The following is a 16123-nucleotide window of genomic DNA, read 5'->3' as shown; positions in this document are numbered from 1 at the left end:
ATGTGTTGGCTGACCGCGGCTATGACACCGACAGCATCATCAATCTGTTGATCGAAAAGCAGGCGAACGCTGTCATTCCCAGCCGCAAGCACCGCAAGGTTCAACGTTCAACGGATTGGTGGTTGTTCAAAGAGCGGCACCTGGTCGAGTGCCTGTTTAATAAGCTGAAGCATAACCGCAGGCTCGCTACACGGTTCGATAAATTGACGTGTACCTTTGTCGCGTTTTTAAAGCTGGCTTCTTCCATGATTTGGTTAGCCTGAGGTTTGAAAACACGCCCTAGTGGGTCAAATTAATTCCGGCGTTGACAGTAATATTACTTTCATCTTCAGGGGGATAGAATGAGAAAATATTTGTTTGCATTATTTACAACACTGTACGTAATATTGCTTTGTTCAGGAAGATTTTTATTGGGTAATTCAACGGGAGTTAAAGTATCCGAAATACTGCTTTCCACTTTTTTAGATGTTGTTACATCGATAATTATATTGCTTTTTTGTTTGTTAGTAACAAAATTCTCAAAGATAATTTCTATAATATTTATCACAATAATTAGTTTATTCCACATAGCGAATATGGAATACATTTATGCTATGAATAACGTACTAAGCATTATGGATTTATCGTATGTTGGCGATAAAAACTTTTTGGCAGGGACATTATCACATCTTTCATTTCCAATTTATACTGTTATTATTATTTTGAACGGTGTAGCAATAGTACTATCAATTCAATTTATTCAAGTGAAGCGAATATTAGAAAAAAAAGCCTTAATACGCACGATCACATTCTTCGTAATAATGTGTGGCGGTTTAATTATATTTACCCCCAATAATTCTGATTGGAAACATTCGAATTTCTTATATTTATCTATTTCCAATAGTTTTAATAATTTCATAAAACAAGCGACAGGGGATCAAGATATTGATCCTGAGGAATCGGAGAAAATTAGAAAGCAAATCAAGGTTAATTCTTCAGTAACACAAGGTATACCTTTATTAGAACTTGGTTCGGTGACAGGAAAAAAAAGAAATGTATTAATGGTCGTACTAGAAGGTATTCCCGGGGTGTATCTTGAAAAAGTACAGGAATTTTCGGGTGTTCAATCTCAATACAATCTAAAAAGTTTAAACAAAATCGCTGAACATTCGATCGTTCTGCCAAATTACGTTAGTCATAATGTTCAGACAATAAGAGGCCTGTATTCACTACTTAGTAACGATTATCCAAAGTTGTCAACGACTACCCCTAAGGCTTATGAATATATGCAATTAGCGGATAATAAGCCTCTTTTGCTTCCACAGTTATTAGCAAATAAAGGGTATAATACTGCATTTATTCAAGCAGCACCTCTTGAGTTTATGTCTAAAGATCAATTTATGGAATCTGCTGGGTTTCAGAAAGTTTATGGGCAAGAAAGTTTTGAATATCACTATATCCCATTTGGGTGGGGGATTGATGATAAAGCGTTTTTCGAACAATCCCAGAAATTTATTAAAGAGCTGGATGAAAAAGATGAACCGTGGTTTATTCAAATGTTAACGGTAGGTACTCATCACCCTTATGCAATCTCTGAAGAAATAGGCAATCTGTACCCCGATAGAAAAGAGGCTTCTATTGTCGAGTTGGATAATGCTTTGACTTCTTTCCTACAATTTATTCAGGAATCAAATATAGACAAAGATACGCTAATTTTATTTGTATCGGACGAATCCCACGGTGTAGATAATCAACCTTACGGTGGGAACTGGGGATTTGCTTTAGCGTATTTACCAGAAATTCAGAACACAATTATTAATGATAGTGTATTTGGCCAAATCGACATACTTCCTTCGGTAATAGATTATATTGACCCTGAATCCAGTAACGAAGTAAACGGTCGTAGCATATTTAGACAATATACTACGGAAAGACCTATATTGTTTGCTAATCACTATAACGGAGACGTTTATTTTACGAATTCTAAAGGTAAAATATCGCAATTGAATAATAAGGGTAAATTATATAGTATAGAATCTACAAATGGTGAGATGTTCTCAAGTGAGTATAGAATAAATGAGTTAAAAGATGAAAAATTTAAAAAATTATTAAGAAAGTATCAAAGAGTGGCTGATAATTCTTTATTTAAAGAAGGGGGAGAAGAAGGCCAATATAGAATTATTGAACAAAAAACATTCCCACTTAAAAAAAACGAAGCGAATATAATTACAAATGGCCAGTTTTTAAATATTCCGCAAGATAGTATCGTTTCATTTGAATTTAATTATGATGTAAAGAATCCAGAACATATCAAAACTTTAAAATTTTTCTTAGAAAAAACAAATGATAATTCAATGATCACAAAAGTAACAAATGATTTTACAGGTAAATTGTACTATAGGTTTTATACGAAAGAGGAACTGCATAATTTTTCGTTCGCATTACGGGTCATTCCTTATTCCAGTGGAGACTTGTCTCCAGAAGTTAATATTACTAATCTTATAATATCTTACACCAAACCGATAGACCGGCAATATAATACTGATACTAATTTCAATGAATATAGTAGGGCTTCTGGAGAAAATAAATCACAACTACCGTTTGTTTTTCATAATAACACTAATATTTACCCATCAATTAATAACCATTTGAACATTTCTTCTAAAGATCATGGGATCTTAATATACGGTCCTTATGCAGAATATCAAAGCGGTGCCTATACTTTGAAATACCATTTCAAGCCTAATAAAAGCTATGAGCCTGATTCCCCACTATTTGTTTTGGAGGTAACATCGAAGACGGGGAGTAAAATGATAGCACAGAAGCCTTTCACCTTTAATGAGTTAATTCCTTCAGGGGAAGAGTACATTGCCGAACTTCCCTTTGAAATTATAGAACCAAAGGAAGAAGGAATAGAATTTAGGCTTAAAGCCCTAGGTGACGTTGAAGGTATAATTACAGATATCAGAACAGAAGCAACTACAAAAGCAACAGAAGTACAATAATTTTGTACGAATATTAACTGGCGAAGCATATAGATCACGTTTCCGTTTGCTTCGTCAGTTTTTCTATATTAGTATGTCATGTAATGGCTTATTACAGGAGATTTTATTATGAACCTAACGATGAGGGAATACCCTGATCTATCTATTATTATAGCAACTTATCAGCGGGTGGAAGCCTTAGTAGATTCTTTGTCTAGAATGAAAAATAGAAACGTATTTGCCGGCATATCAACTGAGCTTATTATTGTCTTTGATGGCAGTATCCCAGACGAGGAAAGCACAATAAAAGAAATCAATGAAAATACTCCATCAAACAAGACGACAGTTGTTAGTTCAGGAACGGATAGAAAGGGACAAAATTATGCAAGAAACTTGGGTGTAGACAAATCAAATGCTTCTGTACTTTTATTTATTGATGATGATGCTCATATTGAGGATGCAACTCAAATAAGCGAAGCACTTGATTTACTGAGAAGTAATGAGAACATAGGAGTTTTAGGTCTTGAATCTATCGTATATCAGACTGGCGAAGATCAATATTACGGGGCTTATCTGGGGGAAAAGGATTATTTTCCGGTAACTATTGCTTGCCTTGCCGGTTGTCTTGTGCATAAGGACAGAGTTCTAAAGGAACGACAAGGAAGGTTATTCTTCCCTGAAAGTATTGCATATGGTTCCGATGAATGGGCTCTCGCGTTGAAGTCTAGGCATTATGGATATCAAGTTTGTGCAACGAGAAAAGCACAAGTGATCCATAGGTTCGTAGACTCCGGACGAGATCCCGACTATAGAGGCAGACTTCAATATGGTCATAGTTTTATTTGGTCAATGTTCCCATTATCGATAGGGTTGCTTTTCCTTTTTGGAAGAATAATTAATATATGGATGAGGCGTCGGGATGGATTTCTAAAAGAAAAAATAAAATATATGTTTAAAGGTTTTTTTGAGGGAAGAAAAACGAAATGGGAACTTCAATTGGAAGGGTTTGGGCGTTCGGTTATTTCCAGACGAAAATCATATCAATTGCTATCGGAAGCTTTAGAAGCAGGCGGAAAAGATGTATCGGCTGCAATTGTAAAAGTATGCTCGTGGTTTCTACGATAGGCGATGGGATTTAGCGCTATGCTATTCCTTCGCCTGTCAAAGTAAAACTCCCTCCCCCTGCCCCTTCATCCGCTCGATTCAGCACTCACGCACTTCCGACTCTATCGGAGCGCCTTCGTTTTTTATATAACGAATCATAAAAAAATCCATCGGACGCAAAAATGCTGAGGACGAGCTGGTGCTGCAGCCGGTCATTCTTATAAAACCAGGTCTCGATCAACGAGTATGATCATTCATCTCGATGGTTTCACCGTTATTCGAAGCAACTCCTGTTTTAGTACATCATCAGTCTTTAAATTGTGGATAAAGACGCTTTAACTTGATGCGGGCATCAGAGGTAGTAAACTGCCAATCGACTCCCTTTTGACCATCGTTGCGAGCCTGCACCCAAGCAGACAATTCATGGGACAATTCCGCAATGGAAGGAATACGACGTCCTAAGCATTGGCGGGTCATGACGCTGAGTTCAATCTCGGCGATGTTGAGCCAGCTCCCATGCTTCGGGGTGTAATGAATCTCCAGTCGTTTCGCCAAACGTCGAGCCGTTTCCGGCTCAAACGCTTGATAGAGGGAAGCGATAGAATGGGTATTCAGGTTATCCATGACGAGTTTGATCTTCGGGGCATGGGGGTAATGAATCTCCAGCAACTCCTGAACCTGCTGCGCCCAGTCGATTCGCGTTCGTTGATTCCGTACCTCGACATGCCGCCAGCCCGTTAAGGGCTCCGTAAAGATGAAAATGCTGCAGGTCCCGTTTCGCTCGTATTCGCTGTCTTCCCGCAAAGGTTTGGCTGGTTTCATGGGAATCGGCTCCCGGACTTCATCGAGAAGTTGAAACGGTTTTTCGTCCATGCAGATGACGGGGCAATTTGCATCGTAGGGTTCATGATACACGTCCAACACGTCTTCCATTGCTGCTACGAATGCTGCGTGTTACTGACACCGTATTTTGACCAGAAAAAGACGATATAGATCGTCCAGAACCTGACGGTTAAGCTGTCCGAGAACCCATAAAAAGAAAGGGAGAGTCAACCGATGAAGACTCTCCCTTGGGAATTAGATATGAATCTGGTACGTATCCTTCTTTCGCAAATAGAACTTGGCTTCAGTCGTGATCACATACCAGTCCCGATCCAACTCCATGCGGCAAGCCATCCCCTTTTCTTCCCAGAGACGGATTTCCAAGCACTCTCCACAATAGATCGGGCATTGGCGTTCCTCCAGATGAACCATCCAGCAGTTCGCCTCCCGGTTATACGTCATCGGCAGCCATGGATCGGTCATATGAGTTCACCTTCGATGACACGTTTGACCATATGATCATCGATGATGCGTTTCTGGTTGACCGCACCGTAGATGAGGCAGTTTGTACAGACTTTGTTGATCAATCGGGCCGATCCGCTGGAGAATGTGTAGATCACGTCCAGCGCGTTGTCCGAGAAAATGGCCTGTTCACTTCCTGCATACGCCAAATGCCTGATGATATATTCACCCGTCTGAGAGCGGTCGTAATGCTGCAGTTTGCACTGCAGGTCGATCCGCTGGCGAATCGCCGCGTACGCCTGCATACGCAAGCGATCCCACAACTCGCTTTGGCCCACCAGAATGAGCGCCATCGGACTTTCTGAGTCCATGTGGACGTTAAGGAGAAAACGCACCTCCTCCAACATCTCGCGATCCAGTAAATGCGCCTCGTCCACAATGACGCAAGGCTTGAGTTGATGCAGGCCGCGCATCAGTTCAATCTCCCGGTGCAATTGGCGTTTGGCATCTCCGCGATAAAACTTCGCTTCACAGCCTAATTGCTCCAGCAAGCCTTTGTAGAAATGGCGCGGCGTCAACTTGGAATCGGACAGGTACATCATTTTGTACGTTTTAGCGCTTAACGCCTGCGTCAGCCGGCGGATCGTTGTCGTTTTGCCCGTGCCGCAATCGCCAGTGACCACCGCAAACCATTGGCGCTCGGCCGCATATTCGAGGCGTTCCAGCGCTTCCTCCAACATCACCGGCATGTAGAGTTCCTCAGTCGGCAGATCCCGGGTGAACGGGGCGCGGCGAAAGCCGTAGAAGACTTCAAACATCGCGCTCACCCTCCTTACGTATCGCCCGGAAGGAGATCGCCGGGAGTTGCTGCTCCCGGCGCTGGCCATGCCGCTTTTCGGCTCCGCGCAGCAACCGCGAGGCATCCGCCTCTTTCGGCTGCAAGGACTCCGGAAGAGCGGGACGCTTTCCGGCTCGTTCCCCGATCACCAGTTCACGCGCTTGCCAGGGCTCATGCCCCTCATATTCAATGGTAATTTCCGTGATGTCCGCCGGATCGTAGACGACTTCTACCGTACGGCCGATGAACAAAAGCCCCACTTCATATTTCCGGTTCATGAAACTAATGCAGCCCGACTTGTCCACTTTCCGGCTCTCGCAGTGGAGAAAAGCGTTTGCCAGCACCGATGGCTCGACAAAACGAAGGGGATGCGGGTCATTTCGAAACGCCTGCTCCGGACTTCGGCCTCCCAGCGCGGCGTGAGGCTTGTTCTGGTAACATTCACTAAGCCACACTTCAAACAGCCCATTCAATTGCTCCAGCGTTTGGGGTTTCTCCAGCTCCACTTCGCTTAGGAACGAGTCAATCACGCCATTCAGCCGCTCAATTTTGCCCTTGGATTCTGGCGAGTACGGGCGGGCAAAGAGCAAGCGAATGCCGAGTTTGGCACACGTCCTCTTCATCCATTGCGTCTTGTACTGTTTGCCTTGGTCAAAGTAGACCGCTTCCGGAAGGCCGTATTTCTGAATCGTCTTCCGAAAACCATCCTCGACGATTCGTTGATCGAATAAGGCGTAGAATTCCCCGTGCAACACGGACCTTGTCGCATCATCTTCAAAGAGCACGAGATAGACTTGCTTCTTTTGACCTCCGGGCCCAATCGGGAGATAGGGGCCGTATTTGATGTCCGACTGAACCAGCGCCATCCGGCGCCGCTTCTGGAACCGCCTGGCCGCCACACCTTTGCTCTCATACAGGCGCATCTGCCGAGAACTGTACCCGCGCTCCTCGAACTTCTCTTGCAAGGTGCTTCGCTTCACTTCTCCCGGCTTCACGAGCCCTTCCCATTCCAAAATCTGAATGATCTGCCGCACGCTCCGGCCGGGAACCTCGCGCCGAAGCAAGATGGCCTGTTCCAACACCGCCTCGCCAATGGCGGCCGCAGCCGGCTTTCTTCCCCTTGCCTTTGGTTTCAAGCCATCAAAGCCTGCTTCCCGATACCGGGCCAAATACCGGCGCAAGGTGCGCTCGCTGATTCCATGTTGCTCACAGAGTGCGGTTTTGATCTGGCTCTTCTTGGCCGGGTCCAATCCCTCCGCCAATAGCGGAGAGAGGAGCTGAACCCGCTGGGCGGCCATGTCTTCTGCCTTTCGTTTGTCCATGCTCATGCCTCCATTTCGCTAAGGTATGAGCATGAGTTTATCCCGAAAGGGCGCGGACAGAAAGGCAGAACGGGTCTGTAGCCCACAAGTGTGAATTGGCAAGCGAACGGACAACTCGTTTCAGCCATCCGGCCGCATCGCCAACTAACCGTCCTAATACGTGGAGTGCGGACTGTGTCTCAGCGGACGGACCGGTCACAGGAAGTCCCGTACGAATGCGAATCGCTTGCAGGCAACCTGCTGCATACACCACCCAGGCGAGAAACCAGCATTTCCAGCGGAGCAGCGTCGATTCATCGGCGGCCACATTAATTCGGGACGATGGGGAAAGCGCTCCTTCGATGCTTTCGGCATCGTACCGTTTGTAGGGCACAAGCAAATCCGGCAGTTCATGATGAATTTTGCTGCAAGCTTCACAATACAGGCGACGGATAACCAGCTTCGCTTTTTCCCCGGAGCTTTTGTACCACACCCGTTTACGGCTTCCCACAATACATAAGGATCCCCCGCAACAAGGTGCGGCAATCTGCTCCGCACTCCTTACAAAAAACACCGCTTTCAGGCTCCTTTTCAAGGAGCGTATATTTTGATACAATGACCATGTATTCGTAGGTAGACGCCTCTTGTGATACTGTTGGAGCAGTATCCCGCTAAAGAGGCGTCTTTCTTTTCCCCCTCGGTATTCTTCTTGGTCATTATATCGGTCAATTCACGGACTGGCATTAACGTCAACTTTTGGGCTTTTCGGGGCAGCTAAAACACCATTACCTCGGAGTGAATATCGTAAATCTGAAACGTCATCATCAGGTGAGATGACTCAAAAAAGAAGGCTTTTGGCAGTCCGAATGAATCAGTACGGACAGGATCTCTTCATCTTTCTCGACGTAAGCTTGCTTCAACGCGAAAACGGTTTTTCGAATGGTCTGGTTCAAGATTTTGACTTATTGCTCCCCCAAAACATGCCGAAACCTTCCTATGAATGAGCTCGCCTAATTTACACCATTTACGTTTTATTTGGAATGGAATGGAAAAACTTCATTCAAGCCTGAGTCTTTTCCGAAGAACGAGCCTGCAAAATTACCAGTCGGTGGGCGAGGACACGGCGAACACATACAATTCCCCATTACCACACCTGTTCTAGTATAATGAATCCATACAACTTACGCTAAGCATGGAGGTGCGTCATGAAGGAAATTCCGGATCATTTGAGGCAAGGGTTGGATCTGCTGTTTGTCGGGTTCAATCCGAGCTTGCGGTCGGGGGAAACCGGGCATCATTACGCGAATCCGAACAACCGGTTTTGGAAAATCATTCATGAAGCGGGATTGACGAACCGCCGCTATCGGGCCGAAGAGGACGGAGAGCTGCTTGAACACGGAATCGGCTTCACTAACATCGTGCCCCGGCCGACGAAGACGGCGGCGGAAATTACGAAGGAAGAATACCGCCTTGGCGCGGAGGCGTTAAGAGACAAAATCGCCTGCTACCGTCCGAAGGTCGTCTGTTATGTCGGAAAAGGTGTGTACGAGCAGTTGAGCGGCCGCAAGGGGATGGATTGGGGAAAGCAGGATGAGCCGGTTGTGCCCGGCGTGATCGATTTTGTCGCGCCGTCATCCAGCGGTCTCGTTCGCATGCCGCTGGCGGAGATCGTCTCCATATATGCCCAGTTGAAAGCTTTGATCTAGGCCGCGTGAGGCTCAGTCTGTATTGGCAGCCTGAGCGATCCCGCAGGGGCTTTGACGGCTAGGGCATGCTCTTTTAGACGCGAAACCAAACGAACGAACTAAATCGTCGGTAGTGCCTGCAATAGAAAAAGGTTGCTCGGATGCGCCCCTTCGAATCTCCACGTCAGCGATATCGCTTTTGCCGCGGCATCCCCCTAGCTCGTCAAGCTAGTCTGCATAATTGGCCAAGTCCCCACATAGACATGTTATCAGGTAGCCTGAAAAATCGGTGGAGGGGATGAAATATGCGGCGGTGGTCTTGGGTTGTCGCTATCATGCTAGTGGTCAGCTTGGTGTTGGCCGGGTGCGGGAAGAAGGATGCGGCGGCCATCGTGAAGGAGTTGGACGGGAAGGTCAGCAGTTTGGACAGCTATCATGGAAAAGGGGTGATGACCCTGAAGACAGGGATGGAGCCCCAGGAATATTTGGTGGAAGTCTGCTATCAGACGCCCCATTATTACCGGATTTCCATGAAAAATGCGAAGAAGGACATTACCCAGATCGTGCTGCGCAACGATGACGGCGTGTTCGTGCTGACGCCGCATTTGAATAAAAGCTTCCGTTTCCAGAGCGACTGGCCGGAAAATCAAGGCCAGGTGTATTTGTACCAATCGCTGGTGCAGAGCATTGTGATGGATCAGGAGCGGCAGTTCGTCGAGGATGAGAATGCGTATGTCTTCGACGTCGTGGCCAATTACCAGAACGGTTCTCTTGCACGGCAAAAAATTTGGCTGGACAAGAAGACGTACGAGCCGCAGCATGTCGAGGTATCCGACAGCAATGCGAATGTGCTGATGGAGGTCAAATTTGACGAATTCGAATTCGGCACGAAGTTTGAAAAAGATCAATTCGACATGCAGCGCAATATGACAAGCTGGCATATTCAATCCCTGCCGACAATGGGGCAGGAGACGGGAGGTCAGGCGGCGGGCGAGCATGGTCACAGCGGCTCAGCTGCAGGCGAGGCGTCCGGCGGAACGGCGCAGGGGACGAACGGCACGGCTGCTGAAAGCGCCGGTGGGGCGACTGCCGGTAATGGCGCCGGAGCAGGCAAAGAAGGTACCGGCGCAGCGTCCGGGGCAGCAGCAGAAGGCGCCGGAAGCGGAGCCGCAGCCGATGCGGGAGCTAGCGTAGGCAAAGAAGGTACCGGCGCAGCGTCCGGGACAGCAGCAGAAGGAGCCGGCAGCGGAGCCGCAGCCGATGTGGGAGCTAGCGTAGGCAAGGAAGGTACCGGCGCAGCGTCCGGAGCAGCAGCAGAAGGAGCCGGCAGCGGTACAGCCTCCGACGTAGGCCACAACGGCTCCGGCGACATAGCCGGCACGGCGGGGGCGAGCTCCGATGCGTCAAATGGCGCAAAGGGCGATAGCGCAGCCCAAGGCACTGCTGGCGCAAACGCCCAGAGCAATCCAGGCGGATCCCCCTCCGCTAAACCGCAGTCGTTCGGCGTAATCGAGCCGCGATATATTCCGAGCGGCGTGAAGAAGCAGGATGTCACCGACGTGAAGCTCGGCGAGGAGATGGGCGTCATGATCCGTTATTCCGGCGATTACAATTTTACGCTGGTGGAATCGCGTCCAACGACGCAGACGGTGTCGGTGCTGCCGGCGGAACCGGTGGATCTGGGCTTCACGTGGGGAGTGTTGGCCGGCGATGAGAAGAAGACGCTCATGTGGACGAACGACGGCGTCGAGTTCCGTCTCTCCACGGCGGACCTGGAGCTGACGGAGATGATCAAGATCGCCCAGTCGGTCGAAGGGGAGTCAGGCAAGTAACCAACTGCTCGCCGAACCGAATCATGGGCACCCATAATTAGGTAATGGCAATGCAGGCGATTGTTAGCAAATGTTCATTGACAGCAAAGAGCGGACCCTTTAACATGAACTTATTGACTAACAATCGTGGCAATTCGAGGGAAGTGGCCGGAGCTCGCAAAAAGCTCTTGGGTCGCTTCCCTTGATTTTGTCGGGCTCAGGAGAAGGTGGACATCGGGTGGAGGTTTCATTTTACCGTCCTACGCGTGTGGAGATTTCTCTGGATGCGCTGCGTCACAACTTGGAGGCTTTTCGTAGGGTGCTGCCGTCAGACGTCAGTATGATGGCGGTCGTCAAAGCGGATGCGTACGGACACGGCGCGATGGAAGTGTGCCGGGAGGCGCTGGACTGCGGCGTCCGCTACATTGCGGTCGCTTTTCTGGACGAGGCGCTGGAGCTGCGCAGAACGGGAGTGAAGGCGCCGATCCTCGTATTGGGCTATACCCCGCCGGAAGGGCTGCTGCCGGCCTGGGAGCATGACGTGACGCTGAATATATACTCTCACGAGCTGCTGGACGCCTGGCAGTCGATTGCGGCGAATATCGGCGATCGGGGACGGGAGAAGCCCTTGCGCATCCATATCAAGATCGACTCCGGCATGAATCGCCTTGGCGTGACAACGACGGAGGAAGCGGTCGGACTGATCGATCGGGCGAGAAATATGCCTGCGCTTGAGGTCGAAGGGCTGTTCACGCATTACGCCTGCGCGGACGAAGCCGACAAGTCGTACACGCTGGAGCAGCACCGCCGGTTCGCCGAGGTCGTCGGCCATTATGCCGACCGGGGAATCCGCTTCCGCTGGGTGCATGCGGGCAACAGTGCGGCGGCGATTGACTCGCCGGAGCTGACGTTCAACATGGTGCGGCTCGGGATCAGCATGTACGGCCTGTATCCGTCGGAGGAAGTGAGTCATGAGCGGATCGAGCTGGAGCCGGTGATGAGCATCAAGACCGGCGTTGTCATGGTGAAGCGAGTTCCGCCGGGAGCAGGCATCAGCTACGGGGCCATCTACCGCGCCCAAGGGGAAGAGACGATCGCGACGCTGCCGATCGGGTATGCAGACGGCTATTCTCGCATGCTCACCGGGAAGGCGCAGGTGCTGGTCCGCGGACGGCGAGTGCCGGTCGTCGGCCGAATATGCATGGATCAATGCATGGCGAATGTGACCGGACTTGAAGACGTTTCGCTTGAAGAGGAAGTCGTCATTCTCGGCCGGCAGGGAACAGACCAAATTACGGCGGACGATCTGGCCCGTTGGCTTGGCACCATCAACTACGAGATTACATGCATGATCTCGCACCGGGTGCCGAGGGTTTATATCCGGGAAGGCCGGGTCGTCTCTACGATCAATCCTCTGATTGGCCATTAACGCTCAACAATCCGGCATCCGACGAAGGTCCAACTAGGCCGCGGAAAGCAGCGGTAACGCAGTTTTTCAGGAAACGAGTCGAAACTGGTCTTATATTCCAATCATTTTTTATCGAATGGTGAGAGGATTTTCTTGTTTTGCCGCGAATATGTATACTTACATAACTGCGTGCGAGCGGGAAGAACGAACGGAACATACGGCGCCTGCGAAGTGTCGCGTATCGGCGCCTTGGTATAACATATTTGCTACACAGCGGGCATATACTGCCTTTGTATAATTTAGTTGGCAGATTGCCATAATGGTAATACGGTTTTTTGTATGTTTTGCATGTTTTTGGGGGTGCATGTTACGGTGGCCAATGCGCATAACACGAAACGAATCATGATCAGTTTGCCGGATAACTTGCTGCAGGAAGTCGATCTGCTGGCGGAGAAGGAGAATTCCAACCGCAGCGAGTTGATTCGACAGGCGATGAAGCTCTATTTGGTGGAGCGGAAAAAACGCCATCTGCGGGAGTCGATGCAGCGCGGTTATATGGAGATGGCAAAAATTAACCTGCACATGGCCTCTGAAGCATTCCTGGCGGAGGAAGAAGCGGACAGCACGCTGGACCGTTTAGTTAGCGGGGTGTAGCCATTGATTGTCAAACGCGGCGATGTTTTTTTCGCGGATCTTTCACCGGTCGTAGGATCGGAGCAGGGAGGCGTCAGGCCTGTTCTGGTCATTCAGAACGATATTGGCAACCGCTTCAGTCCTACCGTCATCGTGGCGGCGATTACGGCGCAGATCCAGAAGGCCAAGCTGCCGACGCATGTGGAGATCGAAGCGGAAGCGCACGGCTTTGACAGGGACTCCGTTATTCTTCTGGAGCAGATTCGGACGATCGACAAGCAGCGCCTGACCGATAAAATCACGCACCTGGACGAGGATACGATGCGCAAGGTGGACGAAGCTTTGCAGATCAGCGTGGGGCTCATTGAGTTTTAATGGTGAAATGGCGAGGGATCGTTGCCCTCGTCTTTTCTTTTTCTATAGCAAAGAAAGCGGCAGTAATCGGAGGAGGAGTCGGGGAAAATGGCGAAGGAACAGGTGACGGAATCGATGCGGACAACGAAGGGACAGGCGGAGTCGGCCAAGCCGTCGGCAGGAGCAGGCGGAGCGGGGCAGGAGCCGGCCGGCAAGACGGATGCAGGCTCCGGCCATGTGCTGCTTGCGGCCGCGGGCGAGCTGACCGAAGAGATGAAGGCGGCGGTGCAGGAGCGGATCGTGAAGCGAGTCGCTTCCGAGCTGCAGCTTCCCGCCGGAAAAGTCAAGACGACCGTAGGTCTGCTGGACGAAGGCAACACGATCCCGTTCATTGCCCGGTACCGCAAAGAAATGACCGGCGAGCTTGATGAGAACCAGCTTCGCGAGATCGAGGAGCGGGTCCGCTATTTGCGCAGCCTGGAAGAGCGCAAGCGGGAGGTTGTCCGCCTGATTGACGAGCAGGGCAAGCTGACGGACGAGCTGCTGGCGGCGATCGAGCAGGCGGCGAAGCTGCAGGAGGTCGAAGACCTGTACCGGCCGTATCGCCAGAAGCGGAAGACGCGGGCCAGCGTGGCCAAGGAGAAAGGCCTTGAGCCGCTCGCGCAGTGGATTCTTGCTCAGCCGAGGCAGGGCGATCTGCTCGCCGAAGCGGCCAAGTATGTCAGTGAGGACAAAGGCGTCGCTGCGCCGGAGGATGCGGTGCAGGGGGCGATGGACATCATCGCCGAGCAACTCGCTGACGACGCGAAGCTGAGGGCCTGGCTGCGGCGGTATACGCAGGAGCACGGCATCGTGCGGACGGAGGCGAAGGATGCGGAGCAGGAGTCGGTGTACGAGATGTACTACGCCTACCAGGAACCGGTCCGCAAGCTGCCGCCGCACCGCATTCTTGCCATCAACCGGGGAGAGCGTGAAGATGTGCTGAAGGTGACGCTGGAAGTGCCGACGGAGCGCATTCACGACTATATGGCGAAGCAGATCGTGAAGGGGCCGTCTGCCGTTCGCGAGACGCTGACCGCCGTTATCGAGGACGCCTACAAGCGGCTCCTGGCCCCGTCCATCGAACGCGAGGTGCGTGGCGAGATGACAGAGAAGGCTGAGGAGCAGGCGATCCAGATTTTTGCGGAAAACCTGCGCAATCTGCTGCTCCAACCGCCGGTGAAAGGCAAGGTTGTGCTCGGCGTCGATCCGGCTTACCGGACTGGCTGTAAGCTGGCGGTCGTAGACGAGACCGGAAAAATGCTGGAAATCGCCGTGACGTACCCGACGCCCCCGAACAACAAAATCGCCGAAGCGAAGGCTACGTTCCGCAGATTGATCGACAAATATGGCGTGGAGTTGATCGTCATCGGCAACGGCACCGCCTCCCGCGAGACGGAGCAGTTCGTGGCCGAGCTGATCGGCGAGATGAAGGGGCGAGGGCTGCAGTATTTGATCGTCAGCGAGGCAGGGGCCAGCGTCTATTCCGCATCGAAGCTGGCGCAGGAGGAATTCCCCGACCTCGATGTCGCCGAACGGAGCGCCATCTCCATCGCGCGCCGCCTTCAGGACCCGCTGGCCGAGCTGGTCAAAATCGAGCCGAAGGCAATCGGCGTCGGGCAATACCAGCACGATGTGACGCAGAAACGGCTGGAGGAGAGTCTCAAGTTCGTCGTCGAATCGGCGGTGAACCATGTCGGCGTCGACGTCAACACCGCTTCGCCGTCGCTGCTGTCCTATGTATCCGGCATTAACGCGACGCTGGCCAAAAACATCGTGAAATACCGCGAGGAGAACGGCAAGTTCGCGAACCGGGCCCAACTGCAGAAGGTGCCGCGGCTCGGGGCCAAGGCGTACGAGCAGTGCGCCGGCTTCCTGCGCATCGGCGACGGCAGCAATCCGCTCGACAATACGCCGATCCACCCGGAATCGTACGATGTGGTGGACCGCTTGTTCCGCGAGCTGAAGCTGGAGCTGAGCGAGCTCGGCACGCCCCGGCTGAAGGAAGAGCTTCAGCGGCTGAATGCCGAGGAGATGGCGGAGAAGCTGGGCGTTGGCGTGCCGACGCTGCGCGACATCGTGGACAGTCTGATGCGCCCAGGCCGCGACCCGCGGGAGGAACTGCCCGCGCCGATCTTCCGCACCGACGTGCTGCAGATCGAGGACCTGAAGCCAGGCATGGAACTGCAGGGGACGGTGCGCAACGTCATCGACTTTGGCGCCTTTGTCGATATCGGCATCAAGAACGACGGCCTGGTGCACATCTCGCAGCTCAGCCACTCTTACGTGAAGCACCCGATGGACGTCGTATCCGTTGGCGACATCGTGACCGTATGGGTGCTGAATGTCGACGTCAAGAAGGGCCGGGTCGGCCTGACGATGAAAAAACCGGATTAACGAATATTGCTGCGGCATCCGCAAGCATAAATAAATAGAGCATAAACCGGCAGCAAGGAGCGTTCCTTGTACCCGGCTTATGCTCTATCTTGATAAATTCGACGAAGTCCTTCGGCGAATTTATCAACACCGCAGGTGACGACCGATGACGAAGTCTTGGCTTGTCATAGGCGTCTATCTTGAAAATTTGGCGGTAGTCCGCCGACCAAATTTTCAACACCGCAGGTGACGACCGATGACGAAGTCTTAGCTCGTCATAGGCGTCTATCTTGAAAATTTGGCGGTAGTCCGCCGACCAAAATTTCA

General features: G+C 50.8%; 13 protein-coding genes and 2 pseudogenes. 9 read left to right on the top strand and 6 right to left on the bottom strand.

Annotated elements, in window-relative coordinates:
* The 3 genes from F591_RS29080 to F591_RS0125120 form a co-directional block, all read left to right on the top strand.
* Nucleotides 1-263: IS5/IS1182 family transposase (locus F591_RS29080; protein ID WP_019537351.1), on the top strand; the 263-nt coding region annotated here is incomplete at its 5' end.
* Between the two features lie 78 nt (nucleotides 264-341).
* Nucleotides 342-2984, top strand: a complete 2643-nt coding sequence (locus tag F591_RS29075) for an LTA synthase family protein (protein WP_083935618.1) — start codon at nucleotides 342-344, stop codon at nucleotides 2982-2984.
* A 108-nt stretch (nucleotides 2985-3092) separates the two neighbouring features.
* Entirely contained in the window at nucleotides 3093-4088 is a 996-nt protein-coding gene (locus F591_RS0125120) for a glycosyltransferase family 2 protein (protein ID WP_019537349.1), read from the top strand.
* A gap of 285 nt (nucleotides 4089-4373) precedes the next feature.
* Here the strand turns inward: F591_RS0125120 and F591_RS0125115 are convergent.
* The 5 genes and pseudogenes from F591_RS0125115 to F591_RS30955 form a co-directional block, all read right to left on the bottom strand.
* Nucleotides 4374-5003 (bottom strand): annotated as a pseudogene (locus tag F591_RS0125115) (IS630 family transposase); the annotation flags it as partial.
* Between the two features lie 141 nt (nucleotides 5004-5144).
* Entirely contained in the window at nucleotides 5145-5372 is a 228-nt protein-coding gene (locus tag F591_RS0125110) for a DUF5348 domain-containing protein (RefSeq protein WP_019537347.1), read from the bottom strand.
* Nucleotides 5369-6169 carry an ExeA family protein gene (locus F591_RS0125105; RefSeq protein WP_019537346.1) on the bottom strand — a complete coding sequence of 267 codons (801 nt, stop codon included), beginning with the start codon at nucleotides 6167-6169 and terminating at the stop codon, nucleotides 5369-5371. Before F591_RS0125105 ends, F591_RS0125110 begins: the two co-directional genes overlap by 4 nt.
* The gene (locus F591_RS0125100; RefSeq protein ID WP_019537345.1) at nucleotides 6162-7511 is read right to left on the bottom strand and encodes a helix-turn-helix domain-containing protein; all 1350 of its coding nucleotides are present in this window, start codon (nucleotides 7509-7511) and stop codon (nucleotides 6162-6164) included. Before F591_RS0125100 ends, F591_RS0125105 begins: the two co-directional genes overlap by 8 nt.
* A 37-nt stretch (nucleotides 7512-7548) precedes the next feature.
* Nucleotides 7549-7983, bottom strand: coding sequence for a DUF6431 domain-containing protein (locus F591_RS30955; RefSeq protein ID WP_245581131.1), 435 nt, complete (start codon nucleotides 7981-7983; stop codon nucleotides 7549-7551).
* 712 nt (nucleotides 7984-8695) lie between these two features.
* Between F591_RS30955 and F591_RS0125090 the strand changes: the two genes are divergently transcribed.
* From F591_RS0125090 to F591_RS0125065, 6 genes are all read left to right on the top strand, one after another.
* Entirely contained in the window at nucleotides 8696-9196 is a 501-nt protein-coding gene (locus F591_RS0125090; protein ID WP_019537344.1) for a mismatch-specific DNA-glycosylase, read from the top strand.
* A gap of 284 nt (nucleotides 9197-9480) precedes the next feature.
* Complete coding sequence (locus F591_RS0125085; protein ID WP_019537343.1) at nucleotides 9481-11007, top strand: outer membrane lipoprotein-sorting protein; 1527 nt, start codon at nucleotides 9481-9483, stop codon at nucleotides 11005-11007.
* Nucleotides 11008-11224: 217 nt separating this feature from the next.
* Entirely contained in the window at nucleotides 11225-12415 is a 1191-nt protein-coding gene (gene alr / locus F591_RS0125080) for an alanine racemase (protein WP_026326894.1), read from the top strand.
* A gap of 351 nt (nucleotides 12416-12766) precedes the next feature.
* Nucleotides 12767-13048 carry a CopG family ribbon-helix-helix protein gene (locus F591_RS0125075; protein WP_019537341.1) on the top strand — a complete coding sequence of 94 codons (282 nt, stop codon included), beginning with the start codon at nucleotides 12767-12769 and terminating at the stop codon, nucleotides 13046-13048.
* Between the two features lie 3 nt (nucleotides 13049-13051).
* Complete coding sequence (locus F591_RS0125070; protein ID WP_019537340.1) at nucleotides 13052-13402, top strand: type II toxin-antitoxin system PemK/MazF family toxin; 351 nt, start codon at nucleotides 13052-13054, stop codon at nucleotides 13400-13402.
* Nucleotides 13403-13654: 252 nt separating this feature from the next.
* Nucleotides 13655-15817 (top strand): Tex family protein, encoded by a 2163-nt coding sequence (locus F591_RS0125065; protein ID WP_156829698.1) that lies wholly within the window; start codon nucleotides 13655-13657, stop codon nucleotides 15815-15817.
* On the opposite strand, the pseudogene F591_RS32480 reads toward F591_RS0125065, so the two are convergent.
* Nucleotides 15774-16123, bottom strand: a pseudogene (locus F591_RS32480) (hypothetical protein); the annotation flags it as partial. The gene F591_RS0125065 and the pseudogene F591_RS32480 overlap by 44 nt on opposite strands.

This window comes from Paenibacillus ginsengihumi DSM 21568 (assembly GCF_000380965.1).
Lineage (GTDB): Bacteria > Bacillota > Bacilli > Paenibacillales > NBRC-103111 > Paenibacillus_G > Paenibacillus_G ginsengihumi.
Note: the sequence above shows the minus strand (reverse complement) of the source record. Positions and strands in the feature narration are given on the sequence as shown.